The following is a 24,984-nucleotide window of genomic DNA, read 5'->3' as shown; positions in this document are numbered from 1 at the left end:
AGAATGAGGGTGTCCCCTAGACTAGAATTTTTAGGCTGAAGGATCCCCTCATGATCTTAATTAAATCTATTCGCTTCAGGATCATCGGTTTCAAATCCGATGGCGTCCAAAGCCGTCCAAAGCTCGGACGGAATTTCGTAACTGGCAAGTTCCAACGTCTGGGAGATTCGTTCCGGCTTGGTCATGCCCACAACCGTACTCGTGACTCGAGGATCACGCATAGAGAATTGAAGAGCTGCTGCGGCTAGGGGTATATTAAATTCTTGGCATTTTTTTGCCATTGAACGTGCACGTTCAAGCAACAACGGTGGCGCTTCTGTATAAGCGTAGCGAGCATAGGCGTCCGGTCCCTTGGCTAACATGCCACTGCCATATGGCGCGGCATTAATAACTGCAACCCCCAACCGACTGGCCACATCGAGTAAAGGCCCCGCAGATCGGTTAAGTAAAGTGAAACGGTTATGCGTCTCAACAGCGCTGAATTCCTCTGTTTCCACGTAACGAATGAGCATCTCAATGGGACCGCCAGAAATCCCAATGTGTTCAATAACTCCTTGTTGCTTGAAGCTTTTTAGCACCTCAAGCGCACCACCAGGCCCCATAATATTTTCAAAAGTAGTATGTTCTGGGTCATGGATGTAAACATATTGTAGTCTCTCTAAACCCAATCGAGAGAGACTTCCTTCAATTGACCTTTTGATTTGCTCACCGCTGAAATCACCGGTCTTGGAGCAGCGGTCTGCTTTGGTAGCAAGAACAAAGTCTGATGGCAGCCCACCCATTTCTCTAATTACCTTGCCAATTCGGCGCTCACTCTCACCCTCTCCATATATTGCAGATGTGTCAAGGAAGTTAATTGGACTTTCAAAGGCGGCGCGAATGGTAGCCAATGCGTTTTCTTCGGGTACGCTGAAGGCAAAAGTTTCTGGCATATTACCGAGTGGGGCACCACCAACACAAACCGGTGTGACAAACATGCCAGTACGGCCAAATGGACGCTTGGAAAGCAAAGTTTGAGACATGAAGCGACACTCTCCTTCATTTTTGAATTTATGATATATTCTTACTAGATTATAATTATAGACTACTATTATCCATTAGACAATATTGATAAAAGTAGTTGCTTGTTCTCCGATTCCCTAGAAGTCAACAATTGCCTCGATCAGATGACTCTAGATTCAACCAACCTCAAACTGCTGGAACAATTTATTAAGGCTTCGTCTAGCTAACGCTTTTGCCCAGAGAAGTGGGTAGGCTCCTTTTCCAAGGTGAAGCTCGACAGCGATTTGTCGTCTGCGATTACGCTACCTTGTTTGCCTAAGCTATAACATAGCTGTTACTATGCTTCAAGACTAACTACCAATTTTCTGAATGGTCATCACTCTTGATATCTACCAACCTTTAAAAAAGTAATAGATGCCAACTTCATCAGAACAAAGCTAATGAGGCTGCCACCAATAAAAGGAAGTAGGCCGGGTAGGATCGTGAAAAGAAGATAAACGAGATATAGGGATGCGATCATAAGAGTAGTCATAATTGGTTGGGAGAAGGCAATAAAGAATGCATTCTTAAAGTACTGAATTATTTTCAGTTCATAATGAACGAAAATCGGGAAAATGTAGAGCAAAATCAAACCATAAAGACATAAGAATACGATTATAAAGAAATTCCAAATCATACTCTTAAATATCACAGCAAATTTAATATCCAAATACAGTATAAATCCCAGAATTAGAAGAATAAAACCTATTAGATTTGCTTGAAAAAAATCTCTTCGATAAGCATGCCAAAATGTTGTAAAAATAGGAATATGTGGATTACCCATAATCCATTTTCTGATAACTGTATACATGGAGGTTGTCGCAGGAGCAGCACCGAGAACAACCCCTCCGAGGAGTGTAAAAATGATAAACAAGAAATTGACGTAGGTAAGTTTCATGACCCATTCACAGAAATGATAAATAACACCAAGTATCCCCCTTAGTTCCATTAGGCTTCTCCTCTCTCAACATAATTGGAGGGCGGCTGCTAAGCCACCCTATTTCCTATTTATTAAATTGACATTCGCTGGAGTGCACTTTCCGGCGTAACATCTACCAGGTCATCATCCACCAAATACCGCCATAGTTTTGCCCGCCTAACTATCTCATGTTTACGTTCATCCCCCAGCCAGGCTTGAGAACCATTAAGGAAAATATCCTTCACTTCCTGACTATCATACCCTTCGATGTTAAATAGCCTAGATTGCTTCTGATCCGGTCGAAACCGAACCTTAAACATAAAACGTGATTGGTCTGTGTAATTGGGCTGGGAACAGTGCCATAAACCATGGTGAACGAAACAAATGGTGCCTGCTTTTCCGGCTAATTGCCTCTGTCCGACAATATTCTTGTAGCGGGCAATCGTACGGCTGTTAATTCTTCGCAAGTGGGATCCAGGTAATACGAGTGTAGGTCCCATTTCCGCTGGTGCATCGTGGGCGAAATAGAAGACCTGAATATCAAATGCATAAGGTCGAACATCGTAAGTCGAATCATAATGCCATTCATGCCCCCTGCCTTTCATATCCCTTCCCTCTACTACGTGGAGATACGAATGATCATAAATGGCATTTCCCATAAGACTTTGTAATATTCCCTTGATTTCCGGAAGCTCAAAAACGGAGCGAATCGCTTGAGATTTATACCAGAAGTCATATCCGGAATCCTTTAACTCCTTTTCTTCTTGCAATACAACTTTATTTAGTTCTTCAGGGATCAAATCGTCAAAGAACAGGAATCCATCTACAACGAATTGAGCCATTTGTTTGGCAGTTAAAAGATATTTTTTCTCATCTGACTTCGTCATGAATCTGTACCTTCCTTTCCATAATGTACTCAAAGGGAAGAATGCCTGTGTCATATTCATGTCCGTGAACAAGATAAGGAAGCTGTGCAACTTGAATCACATTCCATCCATCACGCATCGCATCTAACACTGACGTGTAGGGAGGGGTATCGGAATCCCCGGGACTCATTTGCCTCTGACCGACAGGAGTAGCTCCATCGTACAGGGCCCAAGCTACCGTTTTGGATTGCAGATCTGGATTCTCTAAATGCAGAATCAAAATTTGCTGGCGAGTCTTTTCCATTTATATTGGCCTCCTTCTTTTCTTACTTCTTATATTTCGCATCATAAGCTTCCTGATAAATTTCGATGTAGCGATTGACGTTCATTCCTTGCAATGTATCCAAATAAGTGTCCCATTCCTTTTCAAGGTTTGCATCCCCCGTGATAAACCGGGCAAACATTTGATCAACATAACCATTAATCGTCATTTCAAGGTCTGCCAATTCACTGCTCTGTTCATCGGTAAAAAAGAGCTTCGGAAGAACTTGGCTAACCTCTGGCGTATATTGTTCATATTGTTTTGTTGCTTCGTAAAGAATCACCTCATTATCGGGTTGGTGAACAGATGCCCAACTCAATCGAAAATCATTGGTTTTTAAGTAGGGTGCTGTAGAGGACCAGTGGATATTTTGGGCTTTCCCGTAGGCATTGTTGTCTACATACTTTGCGGGTTCCCCATTGATGCCGATCTCTCCTTCCTTCCCTCTTCTCCATTCTTGATCTTCCCTCCCATAATTGGACAGCAAAGTAATTTCTTCTGAAAAGAAAGCATCTGCCCAACGGAATGCTACATCGGGATGTTTGGTAGCATTGGTAATAATGAGTTTTCCAGGCCGAGTCGGATCAGGATAGTAGGTTGCGTATTGCGCACCGTTCGGTCCTTTCAGAGGTGGAACCGCCTTATAATCAGCCCAACGACCTGATTCTCCCAAGAGCTCTGTAAATCTTCCTGTATATTTCGCAGGTGCTGCCCCAAGAATGGGTACATTTGGATTTTCACCCATCTGCTTTAATTGGGCGATATCTTGGGTAAAGGATTCGGGTGCCAGCAATCCCTCTGCGTACAACTTGTGTAGATAACTTAGCCCTTCTTTCCACTCTGGTTTATTAAATACAACATCGATTTCTCCTTCGTTTAACAGCATCCTTGTGTAATAATCGTTGTAAATAAATGGATTCATTAAAAATTTCTCAATCGTATCTGCCCCTGCATTGATAATTCCACCGTTGACAGTTGCTCCTGCAAGCGGTATCTCATCTGCCTTTCCGTTCCCATTTGGGTCCTGCTCCTTAAAGGCTTTTAACACTTGGTAGAACTCCTCTGTGGTTGCAGGCATTTTTAATCTTAACTTGTCGAGCCATGGCTGATAAATCCACATTTTATATTGCATGGTACAGTGATAGCAATCATTCACATCAGGCAAAGAATAAATATTCCCATCGGGCGCTGCAAGAGCATCTTTTACCATGGGCATTTGTTCAAACATTTTTTTCGTTTCCACCCCATACTTCTCGATGAGGTCATTCAGCGGAAGAAATACTCCTTGGTTTCCATAAATCATCATTTGGGTTGGAGATACTTCCATGTTCATAATAATATCCGGGTAATCTCCACTATTTAAAGCAATGTTCAGTTTTTCTTGAATGCTCTTTAATGGGACGATTTCCCATTCGATGTGTACATTGGTTTTTTCTTCATACCACTTGGTAAACTCATTGGTTTCATAGTTCTCGATAAAAGGTAATGCACCTACCATGACTCTTAAAGTCACTTTATCTTTGACGATTGGGAAGGTGCCTGGATCTGTCACAATGGACTCTTGGGTCGCATCTTCACTCTTTTTTACCGTTTCCTTACTCTGATCCTGACTACAACCGATTAAAAATAACGAAGAGCATAAAACAAAGGAAAGACATACCGCCATGAATCGTCCCATTTGATCCCTCCTACTTTTTGAATTTTTAAATTATCCCTTAAGTGAACCAAGCATAACACCTTTTACAAAGTGTCTTTGAACAAACGGATAGACAATAAGCAGTGGTACACTAGCCACAACAACGAGGGCGTACTTTAACTTTTCTCTTAATCCCTCAAGAGCTGCAGCACTTTCGACATCCGGTAGGATCTCTAAACTAATTTCATTCATTACCAAAATGTCCCTCAAAACGAGCTGCAAAGGAAATAATTGGGGGTCCTTCAAATAAATTAATGCTTGAAAGAATTGATTCCAATGACCTACAGCATAGAACAATGAAATCACCGCTATAATTGGCGCAGACAATGGTAATACAATTTTGGTTATAAAGGTGAAATCTGAACAACCATCAATCTTTGCAGCTTCCAATAATTCATCGGGTATTGTCACCTGGAAAAAGGTTCGGGTAATAATAACGTTCCACACTGCTAAGGCACCTGGAAGAAGCATGGCCCAACGGGTATCTAGCAGCCCTAAATCCTTCACCAAAATATAAGTAGGAATTAATCCCCCACTAAAGAACATCGTGAATACAAACAAAAACATAATGAAGTTTTTTCCGTACAAATCCTTTCTTGATAATGGATAGCCCGCTAATAAAGTCATAATGACATTAATGAGTGTTCCAAACACCGTATAAAACAGTGAATTTAAAAAACCGCTCCAAATTAAGTGATGTTCAAATACTGCTTTATAGCCATCTAAGGTTGGTTCGATAGGCCATAACCACATCTCTCCTGAAATCACTGATTTAGTTGAACTAAAGGAAGCGCTTACTATATAGATTAAAGGATAGAGAACCATGATCATGAAAATAGTTAATCCAATGTAATTGACAATAGTAAAGATTCGATCCCCTCTTGATTCTTTTATTGTATGAATATTCAACCGCTCACCCCATTACCATAAACTAGCTTGCCCTGCCTTCCTTGCCATTCTATTGATTAACAAGAGTAAAATCAGATTAATGATGTTTCGAAATAATCCAATGGCTGATGAATAGGAAAAGTTAGCCGCTTCAGATACCAAACCTACCTTATATACATAGGTGTCTATCACTTCAGATGTACGTAAATTTAATGGGTTTTGCATTAAAAGGACTTTCTCAAATCCAAGTTCCATCATGTTTCCAAAGTTTAAAATCAGCAAAATGATGGCAATAGGCATTATTCCAGGTAGGTCAATATGCCAGATCCTTCTTAACTTGCTAGCGCCATCAACAACAGCCGCCTCATGTAATGAAGGGTCAATGCTAGATAACGCGGCCAAGTAAATAATGCAGGAGAAACCTACATTTTGCCATACCCCGGACCAGACATAGATTGACTGAAAGTATTCCGGCTTTCCCATCCAATTAATGTCGGCAAACCCAAATAAGACAAGGATATTGCTGATAATCCCCGTACGCGGAGCGAAAAACAGCAGTATCATCCCAACCATTACGACTACCGAGATAAAGTGTGGTGCATAAGAAATCATTTGTACGCTTTTCTTAAAAAATTGGTTTTTTACATAATTAATACTTAGGGCAAGAATGATTGGTAAGGGAAAAGATGCCACAAGCTGATAAAAGCTTAAGCTGATCGTGTTCCACATGACCCTCCAAAAGTCATACCAATGAAAAAAGCGGAGAAAATGTTTAAATCCCACCCAATCACTTCCCAAGATTCCCTTCGATACTTGATAGTCCTTAAAAGCAATGATAGCCCCAAACATTGGTGCGTATTTAAACAACGCAAGATAGACGAGCGGAAGTATCAGTAAAACGTACAATCGCCATGACTGTTTGAGCTTTTGAATAGTGGTTTTTTCCCTTGGCTTTACATAAGTAACACTTTTCAATTCCACTTTGACATACTCCTTACTATTTACGGCCCCCAATTAAACTCCCACCTCCTTTCTGCTACTAAAGGGTTTATCACTATATTAACTATATTAACAATTTAAATAATTGTATATATTCAGTTATTATTTGTTATTCAGCTTTTAAGATTAGCCTTAAAATGAAAAATGCACAGGACTAATTCATGTGCATTTTTTAAGATTATCTAGGATTATCAAGCGAACGACGGTAGGCTGACGCACTTAAGCCGTTGATTCGTTTGAAGGCTCGGCCAAATGTGTTAGATGATAAATAGCCTACTTCGGTGGCGATCTCATATACTGACATGTTCGTTGAAGCCAAGAGTTCTTTTGACCGATCCATACGAATCCTCTCCAGATAATCTGAAAAATTAATTCCCGTTTGTTCTTTAAAAAATTGGGATAGGTACACCTCGGAAATCTGGAATTTCTCCGAGATTGTCGATAGACACAAATCTGGATTTATATACCTACTTTGGATAAATTCAATAATTGAGTCAATTAATTGGACATTTCGGCTCTTTTTTCGTTGGTTCACTTCTTCACACATGACCACAAGCGCATGCTCGATGTTAGAAAAAAGGATTTGAGGATCTTCAGATTCCCTTAATCCCGTTATGAAAGGTCTTAATTCTTCCCAAGTTTGTGCAACATTTACCTGATCCACAAGCTTGACAACGCTTCCCCATAACTCCGATAAAAACAATAGAAGCATAGCCCGTGAAAGATGTTTTTCCACAAAATTCACCCGATATAGCTCTTGTACCAGTTTCAATGTCTCTTCTTTTGCCCCTGCTCTCGCAAAATTCATCAGTCTTGTTTCAAGATCCACGGGATAATAATACGATTCACCTGTGTTCGGTAAATCATTTATCCATAAAATCGTTTCATTGATTCCCTTAGATCTCATATGCAAAACCTCTCTTGCTTCAACGAAGGATAGGGAAATATCAAGCCATTGATCATAGATCCCGCCTACTGCAAAGAACGGATGGAAAATCAGCGTATGACGAATTTCTTCGCTAATTTGGCCTAGCAACTGATTGACATGTACCCTGCATTTCTCATCATCATCCAAATCTAGGGCAACCAAAATGGCTATTTTATCTTGATCAATATCATGAATGAAACCAAATCCATCTAAATAATAACTTAGAATTTCTTTAATCATCACTCGTTTTTCATCCATAGCATTTAGAATGTCTTCATTTAAAACGATGTCAAAAGGACCTAGATCCAATATACATACGACGTACCTTCTACCATGGACACTCATGCCCACATGTTCCAAAATATTTTCAATTTCTTTTTCCGTCTTAAACCCACCCTTTATCAGGTTTTCAATCAGAATTCCCCGTAATACAGGGACCTGTTCTTTTATCTTATTGCGAAGCTCCTCATTACTCTTAAACAATGTAGCGAGTGTATTCTGGATGAATCCATAAGTACCACCACTTTCTGAAAGGGAATACCTCCCTTCATACCGTTCCGTAATCATCGACACTAGTTTCTTAATTGGCCTGCTATTTTGATAAGCCAATACCGCAGCAACAGCTAATCCCACTATTAATGCGATGAACATAAAATTCATTGTTATTTCTTTTAAATAATGAACTTTTTCAAGAACAATATGAGAAGGTTGTCCTACAACGTATCTCCATTGGTTTTGTTTCGATGTCGTGTATGTGATCATATACTCCTGACCATTCAAGGTTCGTTCGATTACACCTTGTTCAAGCTGTCCATTAAAATTGATCGGAGCCACCTGTTGATTGTTCGATACAAAACTAATGATTTTCCCCTGTTCATCCGCGATATAAGCCCATCCTCCGTTGGATGTATCCAGACCACTAAACAAATTTTTTATTTCCTCATTTTGAATGAGAACCATCAATACACCATTAAAATAATTGGGGTATCCAAGAGAATGAATATAAGTAACCATACTGTATGGGTTGCCAGAGAATTGAAATGGTTGTGCCGGAAGGTATTCTCGATGATGAAAGCGCCCCAAATAGTGCTCATACCAAGAATCATAGTCTGATGATTGAGGCTGGATGAAGTGTTCGTAAAAATCCACTAATTTATAGGTACTATTGGAAGAAAGAACGAGGTTACTATTCTTGAATAAAATGTAATAATTGAATATAAAATTGGAGGAAGTTTTATAAGCCTTAAGTCTTTCTCTAGTTTCAACAATACGATAAGTATTAGAACCTTTATAAGGATCTTTTAAATATTGAAAAGAAACTACTTTTGAATCGGACATAAGCTGGTGAGCAAAATTCTCTACCTCTTCCAATCGCCGATCCAGGATTTCCTTGCTTTGTTCAAGAAGCGTCATATTTGATTTGACCACCTCTTCCTTGACCATATGTACAGTTTGTTCATAGGTGATCCAACCGATCGAAAGTGGTATCAAAAGGATGGCAATGTAAGGAAGCATATATTGTATTAAAATCGGGTTTCTTCCAATTAAGAGTTTACTTCTCATTGTCCCCCGCCCCCTTTCTGAATGAATAAGATAAATGAGATTCATTTTTATTCTACCCATATTATTTATATTATTCAGTCTAATCAATTATCCATTCTCGAATAGAGGCTTATAGACAGATGTTGTTGCTATATTCGGTAGAAGTAACTATTAGATCCGTTTCTATGGAAAGCACTTTTATCACCCTTTCGCGAGTTTAACTTCACCAGGCTAACGCTTTATTCAGTAATGGGTCTGGACCGAGGGTCCCCAGGGCTTTTCGGTGTTTTCATTTTATACCAAACAGAGAGGGTGTTTCGGTGATTTTGGGAATGGCTGTGCCCAATTATGTTGCACTCTGTTCAACCCCGCAAAGCTAACGCTTTAGCTCAGAGATGGGGTCTGGCGACTGAGTCAAAGCACTTCTTACCCATTTTGATGATTTTACATTTTTAAAAAGTCTATGTATAATAATACTAAAGACTAGAGTATAAAATAAAAAGACCGATCGTGCGCGAACACGATCGGTCATGTACAACAGACGTTCCCCAAATGGGGGCGGCTCAAGATATGGGAAATAGACCGCGGAGTTGGTAGCTCAAGGGCGGTCTATTTATTTTTGGTCATCAGTGTCAAAATGGCAATAACAACCCCAATAAACGTTAATGTGAAACTGCCAAAATTGATTGCAAGATTTATTGCGTCATCTATTGATGTTTTAAGTGTGAGCAGATTAGGGACAGTGCTACGCCGTTTGCGATCAGGGATACTCTCCTCAATCAAAACCAGTTTTAATGGAAACTATGTGATTTGAATTTATCGGTCACCCTGTGTATAATAGAATTAATTAGCACTGTATAAACTAAAAAGACCGATCGTGCGGGAACACGATCGGTCATGTACAACAGAGGATCCCCAAGTGGGGTCGGCTCTAGTATATGCAGAAATAGACCGCAGAGTTGTGAGCTCAAGGGCGGTCTATTTCTTTTTGCTTAGAAGTGTCAAAACGGCAATAACTACACCAATAAACGTTAGTGTGAAGCTGCCGAAATTGATGGCTAAGTCTATTGCATTATCTATTGACACCATGTTCTCACCCCCTTTCATTCGGGGATGAGCCGACCACCCTTGAGGAGCCTATTCTATTGTACAAGAAAATTATACCACAAAACACAAAAACAGGAACATATATTCCGATTTTAAAATATATGGTGTGTGGCGTTATTCACAACCCTTATGGAACTAATATTAGAGTATCTGGAACTTTAAGTAGTTTTCATACCAGGACTAGCCCAGAAATGGGATCAAGAATTGGGGTCTGACCCCATCTCTGAGTTGAAGCGTGGAAGTGCTTTGTAGACTGCAATATTTCACTATCCCCGTCCCATCAACATTTTTTCTCAAAATGATCAAGCAATGTACGTACTTCATCTGTTGATTTCGTGTGCATCAATTGATTTCTTAATTCACCAGCTCCAGGGAATCCTTTGACATAAATTTTGAAAAAGCGATGAAGCCCTGTGATTGAACGTGGCAGTACTTCTGCATAATGATCTTGTAGATCAAGCTGCAATCTTAAAAGATTAAGGTATTCTTTACTGCTATGCTCTTTTGGCTCTTTTTCAAAAGCAAAAGGATTTTTAAATATACCACGCCCAATCATAATCCCATCAACACCATATTGTTCAGCAAGCTGCAACCCCGTTTGACGGTCAGGAATGTCTCCATTGATTGTTAGTAGCGTATTTGATGCGATACGGTCACGTAAATTTTTGATTTCCGGAATGAGCTCCCAATGCGCATCTACTTGGCTCAATTCCTTTCTTGTACGTAAATGAATAGAAAGGTTCGCAATATCCTGTTTTAAAATATGCGTTAGCCACTCCTCCCACTCATTTACATCGTTAAAGCCAAGTCGTGTTTTTACGCTAACAGGCAGTCCACCCGCTTTTGCTGCTTGAATCAATTCTGCCGCAACGTCTGGACGCAGAATAAGGCCACTCCCTTTCCCTCTCGATGCCACGTTCGGTACTGGGCAGCCCATATTAATATCAATCCCTTTAAATCCTAGTTCTGCCATGCCAATACTCATTTGACGGAAATATTCGGGATGATCGCCCCAAATATGTGCCACCATGGGCTGTTCATCTTCTGTAAAAATCAAACGGCCACGCACACTTTTCATGCCCTCTGGATGACAATAGCTATCCGAGTTTGTAAACTCTGTAAAAAACACATCCGGTCTTCCTGCTTTACTCACTACATGGCGGAATACAACATCTGTTACATCTTCCATTGGTGCAAGTACAAAAAATGGCCGTGGTAAATCACGCCAAAAATTATCTATCAACAAACTCAAATCCTCTCATTATCGATACAACTTCAAACTTTCATCCAAAAATATACAGCAACATGTTCCACTTCTTTTACACTTATATCATGCAGTATAACTTTTTTCAAACACAAGTACACTCGGAGGAAGCAAGCAGCCTAAAAGGGATTTTTATGCATATCTCAAATGACTGGGTCAGTTCAATCAGGCCTCTTTTGTTTTAAGGAAATCGAGTAGGAGGGGGTGACTAACCCCCGTCCTCTCACACCACCGTACGTACGGTTCCGTATACGGCGGTTCACTAAACTTGACGAATTTCTGTATATCGCTGAAGTAAGCTTCGAAGTCCTAGGGATTGCCAGTAGGCATTCCCTAGAGCTCTGTGTATTTGAGGTATGCTGGAGATGCGCCATGCCCCTTTTCTTGTATTGGCAATTCGATGGACATCCTTTTCCTTCAGCCCCAGAGCCCTTAAGACGTGGTAGCGAGTTCGCACCTTCTTCCACCGTAACCACTGGATCATTCGTAATCTTCTTCGTATCCATGAATCTAGTTCTTTTAGTGGTGACGGGGTATCGATTAGGGCGTAGTATCCTAGCCACCCCATCAGATAGCGGTTCAAATCTTCTATAATCTGTTCCATCGGGGATGGGTCATTGGCTTTTGTCATGGAACGGATTTTATCTTTCACTCGTTTCAGCGATTTGGGAGCAATTCGAATCTTTGCCTTCTCTCCCCATGTAAAGCTGAAACCTAGGAATTTCCGTTTCCACGGGTGATCCACCGCACTTTTATCCTCATTTACCTTCAGTTTTAACTTCTGCACCAGGTAGTTTGTTACACTCATTTTCACTCGTTCTCCCGCACGCTTTGTCTTAACGTAGATATTACAATCATCTGCGTAGCGACAGAAGCGGAGTCCTCTTCTTTCTAGTTCCTTGTCTAGATCATCCAACAGGATATTTGCAAGGAGTGGACTAAGCGGGCCTCCCTGTGGAGTTCCTTCTGCGCTTCGAATACAAACTCCATGGCTCATCACTCCTGCTTTCAGATACGAACGGATAAGTTTCAGTACCCGTTTGTCCTGCACCTTACGAGCAACTCGACTCATGAGAATGTCATGATTCACTCGATCGAAGAATTTCTCTAAGTCCATGTCCACAACATAGTTGTAGCCTTCTTGGATGTACCGTTGAGCTTGGCGTACAGCATCATGTCCTCGCTTATTCGGCCGAAAACCGTAGCTATGGACAGAGAACGTAGGGTCAAAGATTGGTGTAAATACTTGGAGGATGGCTTGTTGGATCAAGCGATCTAGAACGGTAGGGATACCTAATAACCTTACGCCTCCGTCAGGTTTCGGGATTTCGACCCTACGGACAGGAGAAGGTTTATAGGTTCCCTCTATTAATTGTTGTTTGATCATGTCCCAGTGTCCCTTGACGTATGCTCGAAGTTGTCGGGTTGACACTCCGTCGACGCCAGCCGCACCTTTGTTGGATTCCACTCGTTTGAGGGCTTCCAATAGATTATTCCGTTCTAGGATTTTCTCCATCAAGTCCATCTCGATATCTTCCTTTCGCAGGATGAGGGTCAAGTCTTGCCGATGGATGCTCCGCCCTCTCTAGTACCCCCAGGGCTTCACCCTTCTTCTCCTAGAGTAGTTCCTTTTGGAATTCTGCGTTCTACACATCCATACGAAAGAGGTTGATTCATCCTTGATTTAGCGTTCAGTCCTTCCCTGTTCGAGCGTCCTCTACTTAGGTACTATGACGTCTGCTGACTTCTGTATGTTCAACGACCCCTTACGGTTTCGCTTACCATGGGTACATGGCGTTCCATACAGACCTCCCCAGGTAAGAACGCTGTCTTTCTGCTCATGCACCTGCCCAAGTTTACTAAACTAGCCTTTTGGCGACTTAGGACTTCGTCTTGTTGTGCAGACTCATCCGACTAGCCTAGCCTCAAATTGGATTCGTGTACCTCAGGTCAAGCATTTGCCTCCAGCTTCCTTCAGATTCTACCTCACGGTAGACACCCTTGCTCTTGGCTAACGGTAGGCGTTCGCCAACCCCCGTTCGGGACTCTCACCCTATAGACAGCGCCCATGCTGGGGTAGAGTAAAGGGCAGGGGAGCCTGCCCCTCCTCATCAAACCGTACGTGAGGTTTTCCCTCATACGGCTTTCCGACTGTCTTTGTCTTTGGCATACGGTCATCCAGTGAGCTTTAATAAGACTCCACTCGTCATTATCATTAATTCCCCGATCTTTCCGTGCTTGTGTCGAGCTTTTCGTTTCTTGTTCCAGAACAAGTTCAATCTCTCTAGGACATACCAATCGATTCGATTTAGCCATTTCTTCGCCATGGGTGTAATCGCATAGTAGTTACGAAGTCCCCTAATCTTGGCGTTTAAATCTTCTACCACGTCATTTATTCCTCGATACAACTGGCTTCTTGGTCCTATACATTCCCTGATGTTCTGTCTCATCTTCTTCATTGCCTTTTTGCTCGGAACATGAGTGAGGATGTATATCTTAGAGCCACCTTTGTTGTATTTAGGAAACTTTCGGTGATGAAAGCCAAGAAAATCGAAACCGTTTGTTCCATCCCATATGTTTACTAGCTTGGATTTTTCTTTGCTTAACGAGAGATCTAGTTTCTCCATGATCGATAGAATCACTTGAATGCTATCGAATGCATGTTGTTTCGTCCGACACATGATGACGAAGTCATCTGCGTAGCGAATGAGTGTTCCAAGGTGGGCAAACTTCTTCTCCCAGATCGTATCCATGTAATTCAGATAGATGTTCGCTAACAGTGGAGAAATTACTCCTCCTTGTGGCGTCCCAACTTCCGTTTCATGGAACTGATCTTCTTCCATGACACCTGCCTCTAACCATTTGCGAATCACCTTAAGCACTCGTCTATCGCTAATCCGTTGCTCCACAAGCTTCATTAGCTTTTCTTGGTTAATGTTGTCAAAGTAGCCTTTAATGTCTACATCAACCACCCAATAGCTGTTTTTGCTCGCTTTACGGATTTGCGCTAAAGCTTGCTTAGCACTCCGTTTTGGTCTAAATCCATACGAGAAATCTTTGAAATCTGCTTCAAATATAGGCTCAATGACTATTTTGGTTGCCATCTGAACAACACGATCCTTAATTGTAGGAATCCCGAGAGGACGTGTTTTACCGTCTCCTTTTGGTATGTGCGTTCGCCTTACTGGATTTGGGCAGTATTGTTTCTTTTTGAGAGTTAGATAGATTTCGTTCAGAAATTTACTTTCTCCGTATTCGTAAACAATCTTTTCGATGGTTTGCCCATCGATTCCGCCACTCCCTTTGTTCCGCTTCACTCTCCGCCATGCCTCGGCTAGAATGTCAGGGCGATAAATCTTGTCATACAACGCATGAAATCTTCGCTTTGGTTGTTCCTTGGCACAAAGATATAAAGTTGTCCAGAGTTCTCGAGCTTTTACATCGGTGTAGTTAGCAAGTTTACTCGCATTCACTAACTCTTACCTCCTTTCAACTTGTGACCAGAAGTAGGGGTCCTTCCCTCCACAAGGTTGTGTTGTCCTTGTGTTCATAAGTACTATTACCCCCTCCGACTCCCTCTTTGCCGTCCACCACTTCACCGCTGGGCTTATAGGTTTCCGCTTTACTTCTTAAGTGAAGTGCAAAGGAGGGTCTCCCCAGTTCCGTTAATCACTTTCTCAACATACCGCTCCCCCTACCCCGAGAGGTTCCTAAGTGTTGAAATCCAAGTTCTACACACTGTCCCTGGTCTTCGCCCTTGTGCGACGGGCTCGACTCCTCTTTGTCCGATTTCTCGGTTCTTTTTAACGAGGCTGCAGGATTCACTTGATGTTACGGTCTGATGATTCGCAGGCACTCAATATGAGCACTTTTCACGGAGCTTCAACCTTAGGATTTCTCCACCAGCTGTCCGCTAGCTACGAGGTGACTTGGCTCTTACCTCGGTTGGACTTTCACCAACTAGCAATTAGCGGCTTGCCTGGGCACGCCGCACACAAAAAACGCTTGGCGGTAAACCAAGCGCTGCATTATATGTGATTCTTCACGACAGAATCTTACTGTCTTCATTAAATGCTCTTAAAAGCTAAATCTGAATCACAAGCAATTATCCAATAGGTAATTATGGTTTTCGAATAATTACTGGGGATAAATACTAATCGAAGTTTAGTCGCAAGCTTTTCCTTATTCGGTCACTCAAATTGTTTCCACCTTAGCTTTTTCCTCAATAGAAATTTTCTTATTACCTCCAGCACCTAACCCTACTATAAGTTGTATAATAGTTGTTGCAATAAGTATTAGAATTGTCGTTGTCCAACTTTGAGTCAAATCATGCAGAAAGCCAAAAAATACTGGGCCACCAGCTGCTATTAAATATCCGATGGATTGTGCCATTCCTGAAAGTTCAGATGACTGTTGGGTATTAGTTGTTCGTAGCCCCATAAATAATAATGCCAAACTAATACTTGCCCCTTGACCAATACCAATAAGAGTTATCCATAGCGTTAAAAAAAACGTACTTCCATAAAGAAGTCCAAAGTATCCTATGAGAAAAAAGAGGAAGATAATTAGAACGATGACTCTTTGATTTGAAAGACGCCCAGCAATTAATGGAACTATAAATGTCAATGGAATACTTACAATCTGCATATAGGATAGCAACCAACCGGCAAAATTAGTTTCCAAACCTTGGTTATAAAGTATTTCCGGAAGCCATGAGATTATGGAATAGAATCCTAAAGATTGAAGGCCCATAAAAAGTGTTATTTGCCATGCAAGCTTAGACCGCCAAAGATATCCGCTTGGAGAGTAAGTTCTCCTCGAGAGAGGGTTACTTGAAGACATCTGAGGCAAAAAAAATACAAAAGCAATTACTGAGGGAATGGCCCAGCACATTAGTGCCGCACGCCATCCTAGGCCAAAAGAAAGTACAAGAGGTACGCTTAAACCTGATGCAATAGCAGCCCAAATACTCATAGAGACAGAATATAAACCGGTCATAAATCCGATATTATTGGGAAATTCACGTTTAATTAAACTTGGTAGTAAAACATTTCCAATTGCAATTGCCAGACCTAAAATTATAGTTCCAAAAAATAGGGTGAATATTGAATTAACTGACCTTAAAATAATTCCTATTGTTAGCACCGCTAAACCTGCCATTAGTGTATATTCAATCCCATATCGAAAAGAAATTTTTGGGATAAAAAATGAAAAGGCTGCAAATGAAAGGAGTGAAAGGGTAGTGAGCAGTCCTGTTAAAGCATTGGAAAAGCCTGTATCTGCAGCTATAATCCCAACTATTGGACCTATGGATGTAATGGGGGCTCGGAGATTGGAGGCTATAAGAACAACTCCTATGATTAATATGATATTTAAGCTGTTCTTTTTCTCGGTCATCATAGTCAACCTCTTTCGGATCCTGTTGTTACTTCTTACTTTAACTATTTTCCTGTTCTATCCAATAATCAATTAATCTAAAAGATAACCCCTTCTTGCCGATCTTTATTTTCTGATTCTTTTCATTGGAATTGTTTGGTTCACTTAAATATTTTAAAAAGCCCAATAATATATTTCTGCGCTTAACTATCTCTTTGACTCCCTTATTAAAAAACCAAAGATCAATTGTGTTGTATATCCCCCTATTAATACCAAATGTCTCTTCGCAAAATTTTACAAATGACAAATCCGGCCAGTGGACGATATTTTTAGGTGCCAACATCATTCAACCCCTTTTTACTTTTTAAGTTACAAATCAAAGTATCTTTTTGCAAAATTAACATCCTTTTTGATCTGGTCTATTAGTTCCCCACTGTTAGGAAAGGAAAGTTCGGGTCTTATATAAAAACAAACCTCTACATTTATCTTTTTATTATAAATGTCATTATTAAAGTTAATAATAAATACCTCATAGCTAACCTCTAAACCGTCGCGAAACGAAGGTCTAACCCCAACATTTAACACGCCACAGTATTCCACTCCGTCAATATTCACCCTAACTCCGTAAACTCCATGTTTTAAATGAGGATCTGGGGATAGGATAGATAAATTGGCAGTTGGAAATCCTAATTTTCTTCCAATTTTCTTCCCACGAACCACCAGTCCTATTAATACGCAGATAGGTTTATCCATCCTCTTCACCCCTCATGATGATTAGGTAAATCAAATTATAGTTGTCAATGGAGCCTTCATTTCTTTAATTCTTCCGTATTCGGATTTCCTTAGTTGAAGAATAAACTCGTATACTTGATTTTTAACAAAATTGGTATCTGTTTTTGATTTGAATAAATTTTTAGAATGTCGTTGATAAACAATACAATCCAGACGACCATTTACTAATTCCTTCATAAAATCAATAAAATGTTTGTTACATTTACAGTTCATTTTCAATCCCAAAAGATCTCCTAGCTGACACTCATCATAAAAAATCACTCCCTTTGTTGAAGTGCTGCCCATCTTTAAGTATATGGCATGATGTGTCTGATAGAGATGATTTAGAACTTCAAAGACCTCTACCCCCTGATTTGAAACTCGTATAACACTTCTATCCACAATCTCTAACCATTTTGGGTCCCTATACATATTTTCAAGAATCCCACTTACTTTTAAGAGTTTCATGCCGTGATCTTTAGCAAACTTCTGAATTTCCTCTAGATCGGCTACATCTCCCGAAGCATTTAAAATTTCGCAAAAATACGAAGTCGGATCATTTGTAATAAGTCGTGATAAGAAAACGGCGGCTTCTGTAATCCCATGATATTCTTGTAAATCATTCTCCTGGCTTATCAAAGGAAAGATATGCCCTGGCTTCTTGAAATCATTCGATTTTGTGTTAGGATTCGTGAATGCTTTAATCGTTTCCACGCGTTCAATTGCTGAAATACCAGTAGTAGAATTCTTGTAATCTACTGAAATAGCAAAGTTTTTTACAGGAGGGTTTGACCTTCCTTCAACAACCATAAGAGGTAGTTTTAGCTGTAAGGCCCTTTCTTTTGAAATACATACATAGACTAATCCCCTGCAGTTTTTTATCATAAAATTCACATGTTCAGTTTTCACATCTTGCCCAAAACCCATAGCATATCCGACTTGGGAATGGACGTCATCAAATATAATCAAAAGGTTATTGCGGTTTAATCCAAGATCTTGATTCTCCTTAAGATACCCCATACCCCACCTCTTATCGTCCTCCATAAAAAGATTCAATACTATTCTTTTTTAAAAGTTCGTTGCATTAAGACCAACTCGTGCGCCAAACTTGATATTCTTTCCATTACATCACTGTCTATTATTTCGTTATTTTTATCAAAATGTTCACTATGTGCATAAACATAACTCGGGGCAATGTAACAACGAAAATAACCTGCTATAGGCTTTAACTGATTTTCTATCACCAGAAAGTGTTGATACGTCCCGCCCGTTGCTACGAACCCTATTACCTTCTGACGAAATGTAGCAACTGGTATAAGGTCAAAAAGATTCTTGAGAGCCCCTGAGATAGATGCTTGAAATATTGGTGTACCTACAAGGTAGAAATCAGCCGAATTAACCGTTTCTATCACCATTTGAGTATCGGCATTGTACTCTGAATTAGGTCGACCATCGCAGAATTCTAACTTATAATTCCTTAGATCTAGAAGCTCCACCTGAACGTCTGGATAATTTCTTTCAACTTCGTTTAATACCTTGTTGACTAGAGCAGCTGTTTTCGAACCAGTTATTGTTCCAGAAATCCCCAATAATTTCATCAAATAATTTTCCCTCCTATCCCCCAATTACCACTTTTTACTTCTTCAATAATAACGTGGACTTTTTCCGGATTAATATCTGTTAATCTTACAAACTCATCTGTTAATCCTTGAATTATTCTCGTACGTTGTTCTTCACTCTGTCCCTCTTTCAATTGCACGGTTATTGTTGGCATTATTTATTACCTCCCAAAAACTCTCTTAATTTTTGATTAAAATAAGGTACATTGGTCAAATGAGATAAATGACCTGCATTTGGAATAATTTCAAGTTTAGCTTTTTCAATTTGAGTGGTAATTTCTTCAGCATAGCTCAACGGAGAACTTTTATCCTGATCGCCTACCATTACTAAAACTGGTACATGAATTGTTTTGAGGAGTTCACGAAAATCTACACTATGTACGGCGTCCCAGGCACTTATGTAGGTATCCTTTGAAAAATTCATCAGTGCGCGTAACTTCTCTATAGTCTTTGATTCCGCTCCTAAAGCGATAGAACTTACAGCCAATTCCTCACAAAACTGTTCAATACTTATACTTTGAAGTCTTCCAATTCTATTGTTTGTTCTTTCCACTCTTAAATGAGGTGGCACATATGCCCATGTATCCGCCAATGTTAGGGATTTAACTCGATTTGGGACTTGTTCATATAATTTCATTGCAACGTGTCCGCCTAGGGAGATACCCACAATGTGAGCCTCACTTATTTCAAGTAAATCCATGATATGTTTTGCATCCAACATCGCATTCTCAATGGTGAAAGGCAGTTTCTTACCCGATTCTCCATGACCTTTAAAATCAAAACCAATTACATTATAATCCGATTTAAATGCATTAAATTGATCGTCCCAAATATTATGATTAGTTCCTAAACTATGCAGAAAAATAATTGGGGTCCCTACTCCTTCAGTATGATAATGAATTGAAATACCTTCTCTTGTACTAAATGGCATACTCATTCCTCCCGAAGTTGCTATATTAATTTTTGTTCGATTTCCCTTGCAGCTTTTAAAAGTTTTTCTTTAAATTCATCTATCTTAGGCCTCATTCTAAATTCCGGTCCGTAAAGTCCCACCACTGCAACAAGTACACCATTGTGATCAAGGACAGGAACGGCCATTCCGATCGCGCCAGGTGACATTTCACCAAAACTTACAGCATACCTTTCTTTTCGAATTGTTTCATTAGATTGTAATATGTCCTCTACATCCGTAATTGTGTTAGGTGTTACCTTTACAAATGTTGACATAAGGAAATCTAATTTCGCTGGTGCCATGTAAGCCAAAAATATCTTTCCTGAAGCACCACTATTTACGGGGTATGTCTTACCAACAATTAAGTGCCAATTCAATTCTTGTGTACTTTTATATTGAAGGATTGGAAGTTGTTGATCATTTACTAAAACATGTAGGCAAACTGTTTCATCCGTTTGATCCCTCAAATTTTTTAGAATAGAATCACTTGACAGGATTAATCTATTCTCTGATTGATGGCGTACGACGATTTTAAATATACCAACGTCTAAGACATATCTTTCAGTTAATGGATTTAGTGTTACAATTCTTTTTTCAACTAAAGTATTAAAAATCCTTTGGATTGTACTTTTGGTTGTATCAGTTAAACGACCCGCTTCGCGAATACCTATGCCCTCAGGATTCAATGACATGTACTCTAAAAGATCAAAAACAACTTCAATGTTTTTGATCGTTTCCTTTTTATCAACAGTCTCTTTATTATCCAAATGAATTTCCCCCTTGATATTATTCGAAGAGATCTTTTATTTTAATAAAAGATCTGGAAGCCACGTGACTAATTGTGGAATATAGGTAATTAAAAATAAAACTATGATGTTGGCACATAGATAAGGAGTAAGCGGTTTTAACATTTCTTCAAACTTAATACCTGCAATTTGTGAGGTAATAAATAGATTGACTCCTAAAGGAGGTGTGATCAGACCTTGTATCAAGTTAAAACATAACACAACACCAAAATGAACGGGATCAACCCCTATTTCGTGAATAATTGGTAATAATACTGGAACCAGAATTATGAGAGCAGCCGTTGTATCCATGAACATACCAACTATTAATAAAAAAATATTAATTAGAAAAAGTATCAAATATGGATCTTGGGTAAATTCCAAAATAGATGTAGCGATGGTTTGCGGGACCATTCCAGCCGCTAATACCCACGCCATAAAAGAACCTGTGCCAGCAATAATTAAAATATTCGCAGAGAAAATCCCTGCACCCATACATATTTTATAAATTTCTTTTAGTGTTATTGATCGATAAATAAATAGTCCAATAATTAAGGCATATGCCACAGCTGCAGCCCCTGATTCTGTTGCTGTAAAAACACCTGTTGTAAGTCCCACCAAAATAATGAGTGGCATCAAAAAGGCAAGAATGGCATCTAAAAATCCTCTCCTAACTTCTTTAAAAGAAGCTTTTTTCATAGTCTTTGGAAAGGCATTCTTCCTTCCTTGAATATAAACAGTTGCAACCAAAAAAATACCTATTAATATACCTGGTATGACTCCCCCTATAAAAAGTGCGGCAACTGAAGTATTCGCGAAAACAGCATAAAGGATCATAATCATACTTGGAGGAATAATAGGTCCAATCGTAGATGCCGCTGACGTAAGAGCTGCACTAAATCGAACGTCATACCCTTCTTTCTTCATGGCGGGTATTAAAACCCCACCAATAGCAGCTGCATCAGATGTAGCTGTTCCTGATATCCCCGCAAAACACATACTTGAGAAGATATTAACATAGGCTAATCCTCCCTTTATATGGCCGAATAAGAGATTAAAGAAATTAACAAGCTTTTGAGTGATCCCAACCGCATTCATGAGTTCACCAGCTAAAATAAAAAGTGGTATGGCAAGTAAATTAAAATTGGCAAGACCGTTATATACACGTTGGGCTATCACTTCAATAAGCATAGATTGACCAGTACTCACAAGGTAAATTATACTAGTCAATGCTAGTAAAACTGCAATTGGAACACCAAGTGCCAGTATAACTGCAAAAGAAGAAATGGTTACCCACATCTTATTCAGACCTCCTTCACGTTCTATTGGGTACTTTCAATTCTTTTCTTAGCCATAAACAAACCTACAAAGGATTGAATAAAAATCATAATCGATCCAATCAAAATACCTAGGTATAATACACCCATAGAAATATTGATTACCGGATTTTTTTGAACCATATTATCAATTGCAAAAAAACACCCAAAATAACCAATAACAACTGCAAACGCCATTACAAAGAGGTTTTCAATTCGAATGAGAAGTACTTGTAATGGTTCCGGAAAGCGCTCCCTGAAAAACTCTACAGCAATAGTGTTACCTTTATAAAATGCAGTGCTTACCCCGATCATAACGAGCCAAACCAGTAAATTTCTAGCTAATTCTTCAGACCAAGCCAGTGAATAACCTAAAATATATCTACAAAAAACCTGCATGATAACTGTCACTACTATTACAATAGTAATAACCGTTGTGAAATTCCTTGCAAAGGAATCAACAAATCCCGCCAATCGTGATAACATATAAATCACTCTCCGCCGAAATAATTATTCTCACCCGCTTATTCAGCGGGTGTATACCTTTAGTTCTTTTTTATCCCTTCAACGTATGTAACATATTCTTCTATTAAAGGATCCTTAGCCAACCATTCATCATATACCGGTTGTACCATTTCCTTCAATTTACTGATATCAAGCTCTGTTACCACTGCTCCATTTTTCTTAGAACGTTCTAGGTACTCGTCACTTAAATTAACACTTTTCTTATAAGCTTCTTCGGTGGCAAAATTAGCACCTTCTTGAATGATTTTCTGTTCTTCCGGCGAGAGTTTATCGAATATTTCATTGGACATCAAAAGTAATTCAGTATTATTAAAGTGGCCTGAGAGTGAGACGTATTTTCCGACTTCATAAAATTTCGATGTATCGTAGCCGAATAGGTCAGTTTCAAAGCCGTCTATTACACCTGTTTGCATTGATGAGTATAGTTCGGGAAAAGGGATTGGTGTTGGGCTCATCCCAATTGTTTGAAACATTTGAACATGTAATGGACTTTGTTGGGTTCTGAACTTCATACCTTGTAAATCTTCAATTGACTGAACAGGCTTGTTCGTAATAAAATGGCGAAATCCTTGATAAGAATATGCTAATCCTTTAACCCCAACATCCTTAGACATCCGCTCCAAAACTTTTTGTCCAATTTCACTTGTAAAAGCTTCATGCATTAGCTCCAAATTGTTATTATAAAGCCACGGAAGGTCTAATACCGCTTGAACAGGTGTATAATTTGCCAAAACTGGACCTGAAATGACACCTAGATCTAAGGTACCTTTCCTAACCATTTCTAGTAAATCCGTATCTCCGCCAAGCTGTCCGCCTGGAAAAATATTTATCTTAATTTTTCCATTCGTTTTTTCCTCCACATATTTTTTAAAAGACTCGGCTGTAACGGTGTAAGGATGATTTTCATCAGGGGCCACTACATGTGCTAAACGGAACACCTTAGATTCACTGCTAGAACTCTCGCTTTCTTGACCTGAATTAGAGGTTGAATTTTCTGATGTGGCTTGGTTGGATGTAGAACAACCAACTAGTGTGGTCATAGCTATCAAAGTGACGGAACAAATTGTTGCTACCCTTTTTTTCAACATAAATAATACCGCCCCCAAATAAAATTTAAACTTCTATGAAACTTGCACGCAGGATGTCTAAGTAATCCTTACACCCTTTTGATAAATCAAATTCTGGTATATAGCCTAGTTCATCTTTGGCTCTAGTGCCATCCAAATAAGCAGGCCAATATTCCTCTTCTCTGCCACCCGGTTTAATCTCAAATCTTGCATTTGGTTCAATGCGTTGGATCGCTTCCGTTGCTTCTCTTAATGTAGCAACTTGGCCAGTAATATTGAAAATACCGTGTACCGTATTTGTTACTAATGCCGCTAGAACAAAAGCCCTTGCACAATCTTTTACATGTAACCAATCCACTCGTTTATCACCGTGTTGAACAACATATTCTTTACCTGATGTAGCATATGCAAATAAATCATAAGTAAAATTAGATAATCCACGGTACCATCTACCATCCCCATAGACAACCGTTGGCCTTAATCCGATTGTTTCCAAACCAAACGCTTTCCGATAATGGTTCGATAAATATTCGTCATAAGCCTTACAAGCACCGTATATTGATGTAGGACTTAATAATGCATCCTCATCTACAGGTTCATTATACAGATGAGGGTATCCATAAACGGCAGTTGAACTTGCCCATACTACCCTTTTAATCCCCATAATTCTAGCAGCTTCCAAAATATGATTAAAACCTAGACAGTTTATTTTCGTAGCTCTATGAGGATTCTTTTCCTGTTCCTGAATATCACGATAATACGCTAAATGAATAATCGTTTGAACCTGGTGCTGCTTAATTGCATGAAGCAACTGATCCCATTCACTTATATCGCCCTGTACAAATCCTATTGACTCTTTAACTTGATTTAACCTTTCACTAAGAAACATATCATAAACTACAACATTTTGACCCCGATCCACCAATTGTCTAACTACATGGCTACCTATGAATCCGCTTCCACCTGTTACTAAAATATTAGCTATTATAAACACTCCCTTC

26 protein-coding genes are annotated in these 24,984 nt (G+C 39.6%); 1 reads left to right on the top strand and 25 read right to left on the bottom strand.

Translation table 11 applies throughout. The annotated features are described in order from the left end of the window. Positions 1–56: 56 nt before the first annotated feature. The 13 genes from J2Z37_RS16120 to ltrA (J2Z37_RS16070) form a co-directional block, all read right to left on the bottom strand. Complete coding sequence (locus tag J2Z37_RS16120; protein ID WP_209811311.1) at positions 57–1,022, bottom strand: aldo/keto reductase; 966 nt, start codon at positions 1,020–1,022, stop codon at positions 57–59. Positions 1,023–1,378: 356 nt separating this feature from the next. Next, the gene (locus J2Z37_RS16115; RefSeq protein ID WP_209811310.1) at positions 1,379–1,990 is read right to left on the bottom strand and encodes a YesL family protein; all 612 of its coding nucleotides are present in this window, start codon (positions 1,988–1,990) and stop codon (positions 1,379–1,381) included. 62 nt (positions 1,991–2,052) lie between these two features. Then, complete coding sequence (locus tag J2Z37_RS16110; protein WP_209811309.1) at positions 2,053–2,847, bottom strand: phytanoyl-CoA dioxygenase family protein; 795 nt, start codon at positions 2,845–2,847, stop codon at positions 2,053–2,055. Continuing rightward, positions 2,831–3,130, bottom strand: a complete 300-nt coding sequence (locus J2Z37_RS16105; protein ID WP_209811308.1) for a hypothetical protein — start codon at positions 3,128–3,130, stop codon at positions 2,831–2,833. The genes J2Z37_RS16110 and J2Z37_RS16105 overlap by 17 nt, the downstream gene beginning before the upstream one ends. Positions 3,131–3,152: 22 nt before the next feature. Beyond that, positions 3,153–4,826: an ABC transporter substrate-binding protein gene (locus J2Z37_RS16100; RefSeq protein WP_209811307.1), complete on the bottom strand. Its 1,674-nt coding sequence runs from the start codon at positions 4,824–4,826 to the stop codon at positions 3,153–3,155. A gap of 30 nt (positions 4,827–4,856) precedes the next feature. Beyond that, positions 4,857–5,753 carry a carbohydrate ABC transporter permease gene (locus tag J2Z37_RS16095; protein WP_245203861.1) on the bottom strand — a complete coding sequence of 299 codons (897 nt, stop codon included), beginning with the start codon at positions 5,751–5,753 and terminating at the stop codon, positions 4,857–4,859. A gap of 12 nt (positions 5,754–5,765) precedes the next feature. Further along, on the bottom strand, positions 5,766–6,713 hold the full coding sequence (locus J2Z37_RS16090) for an ABC transporter permease (protein WP_342453846.1): 948 nt from the start codon (positions 6,711–6,713) through the stop codon (positions 5,766–5,768). Between the two features lie 196 nt (positions 6,714–6,909). Beyond that, positions 6,910–9,222, bottom strand: coding sequence for a helix-turn-helix domain-containing protein (locus J2Z37_RS16085; protein WP_209811306.1), 2,313 nt, complete (start codon positions 9,220–9,222; stop codon positions 6,910–6,912). A 588-nt stretch (positions 9,223–9,810) separates the two neighbouring features. Continuing rightward, positions 9,811–9,984 carry a putative holin-like toxin gene (locus J2Z37_RS26140; RefSeq protein ID WP_425340331.1) on the bottom strand — a complete coding sequence of 58 codons (174 nt, stop codon included), beginning with the start codon at positions 9,982–9,984 and terminating at the stop codon, positions 9,811–9,813. A 195-nt stretch (positions 9,985–10,179) separates the two neighbouring features. Further along, positions 10,180–10,290: a putative holin-like toxin gene (locus J2Z37_RS25590; RefSeq protein ID WP_245203860.1), complete on the bottom strand. Its 111-nt coding sequence runs from the start codon at positions 10,288–10,290 to the stop codon at positions 10,180–10,182. Between the two features lie 298 nt (positions 10,291–10,588). Beyond that, a complete protein-coding gene (locus tag J2Z37_RS16080; RefSeq protein ID WP_209811384.1) occupies positions 10,589–11,551 on the bottom strand; it encodes a tRNA dihydrouridine synthase in 963 nt (320 codons plus the stop codon). 283 nt (positions 11,552–11,834) lie between these two features. Beyond that, the gene (ltrA, locus tag J2Z37_RS16075) at positions 11,835–13,097 is read right to left on the bottom strand and encodes a group II intron reverse transcriptase/maturase (RefSeq protein ID WP_209811305.1); all 1,263 of its coding nucleotides are present in this window, start codon (positions 13,095–13,097) and stop codon (positions 11,835–11,837) included. Between the two features lie 649 nt (positions 13,098–13,746). Next, positions 13,747–15,045, bottom strand: a complete 1,299-nt coding sequence (gene ltrA / locus J2Z37_RS16070; RefSeq protein ID WP_209811304.1) for a group II intron reverse transcriptase/maturase — start codon at positions 15,043–15,045, stop codon at positions 13,747–13,749. A gap of 355 nt (positions 15,046–15,400) precedes the next feature. Between ltrA (J2Z37_RS16070) and J2Z37_RS16065 the strand changes: the two genes are divergently transcribed. Beyond that, the gene (locus J2Z37_RS16065; protein WP_209811303.1) at positions 15,401–15,610 is read left to right on the top strand and encodes a hypothetical protein; all 210 of its coding nucleotides are present in this window, start codon (positions 15,401–15,403) and stop codon (positions 15,608–15,610) included. Positions 15,611–15,766: 156 nt separating this feature from the next. Here J2Z37_RS16065 and J2Z37_RS16060 read toward each other — a convergent pair whose 3' ends face one another. The 12 genes from J2Z37_RS16060 to J2Z37_RS16005 are packed head-to-tail and all read right to left on the bottom strand — an operon-like array spanning position 15,767 to position 24,977. Continuing rightward, positions 15,767–16,969: a CynX/NimT family MFS transporter gene (locus tag J2Z37_RS16060; RefSeq protein ID WP_425340330.1), complete on the bottom strand. Its 1,203-nt coding sequence runs from the start codon at positions 16,967–16,969 to the stop codon at positions 15,767–15,769. Positions 16,970–17,009: 40 nt separating this feature from the next. Beyond that, entirely contained in the window at positions 17,010–17,291 is a 282-nt protein-coding gene (locus J2Z37_RS16055) for a hypothetical protein (protein WP_245203859.1), read from the bottom strand. A gap of 26 nt (positions 17,292–17,317) precedes the next feature. Continuing rightward, positions 17,318–17,701, bottom strand: a complete 384-nt coding sequence (locus J2Z37_RS16050) for a riboflavin kinase (RefSeq protein WP_209811300.1) — start codon at positions 17,699–17,701, stop codon at positions 17,318–17,320. Between the two features lie 30 nt (positions 17,702–17,731). Then, a complete protein-coding gene (locus J2Z37_RS16045; protein ID WP_209811299.1) occupies positions 17,732–18,739 on the bottom strand; it encodes a 3,4-dihydroxy-2-butanone-4-phosphate synthase in 1,008 nt (335 codons plus the stop codon). 38 nt (positions 18,740–18,777) lie between these two features. Then, a complete protein-coding gene (locus tag J2Z37_RS16040; RefSeq protein ID WP_209811383.1) occupies positions 18,778–19,317 on the bottom strand; it encodes an NADPH-dependent FMN reductase in 540 nt (179 codons plus the stop codon). Beyond that, a complete protein-coding gene (locus J2Z37_RS16035; RefSeq protein WP_209811298.1) occupies positions 19,317–19,493 on the bottom strand; it encodes a tautomerase family protein in 177 nt (58 codons plus the stop codon). The genes J2Z37_RS16040 and J2Z37_RS16035 overlap by 1 nt, the downstream gene beginning before the upstream one ends. Beyond that, positions 19,493–20,269, bottom strand: coding sequence for an alpha/beta fold hydrolase (locus J2Z37_RS16030; protein ID WP_209811297.1), 777 nt, complete (start codon positions 20,267–20,269; stop codon positions 19,493–19,495). The genes J2Z37_RS16035 and J2Z37_RS16030 overlap by 1 nt, the downstream gene beginning before the upstream one ends. Positions 20,270–20,289: 20 nt before the next feature. Next, positions 20,290–21,057 (bottom strand): IclR family transcriptional regulator, encoded by a 768-nt coding sequence (locus J2Z37_RS16025; RefSeq protein ID WP_209811296.1) that lies wholly within the window; start codon positions 21,055–21,057, stop codon positions 20,290–20,292. Between the two features lie 36 nt (positions 21,058–21,093). Then, complete coding sequence (locus J2Z37_RS16020) at positions 21,094–22,374, bottom strand: TRAP transporter large permease (RefSeq protein WP_209811295.1); 1,281 nt, start codon at positions 22,372–22,374, stop codon at positions 21,094–21,096. 23 nt (positions 22,375–22,397) lie between these two features. After that, positions 22,398–22,877, bottom strand: a complete 480-nt coding sequence (locus J2Z37_RS16015; protein ID WP_209811294.1) for a TRAP transporter small permease — start codon at positions 22,875–22,877, stop codon at positions 22,398–22,400. Between the two features lie 59 nt (positions 22,878–22,936). Beyond that, positions 22,937–24,004, bottom strand: a complete 1,068-nt coding sequence (locus J2Z37_RS16010) for a TRAP transporter substrate-binding protein (RefSeq protein ID WP_209811293.1) — start codon at positions 24,002–24,004, stop codon at positions 22,937–22,939. 25 nt (positions 24,005–24,029) lie between these two features. After that, the gene (locus J2Z37_RS16005; protein ID WP_209811292.1) at positions 24,030–24,977 is read right to left on the bottom strand and encodes an NAD-dependent epimerase/dehydratase family protein; all 948 of its coding nucleotides are present in this window, start codon (positions 24,975–24,977) and stop codon (positions 24,030–24,032) included. Between the last annotated feature and the right edge of the window lie 7 nt (positions 24,978–24,984).

The organism is Ammoniphilus resinae (genome assembly GCF_017873965.1).
Taxonomy (GTDB): Bacteria; Bacillota; Bacilli; order Aneurinibacillales; family RAOX-1; genus Ammoniphilus_A; species Ammoniphilus_A resinae.
Note: the sequence above shows the minus strand (reverse complement) of the source record. Positions and strands in the feature narration are given on the sequence as shown.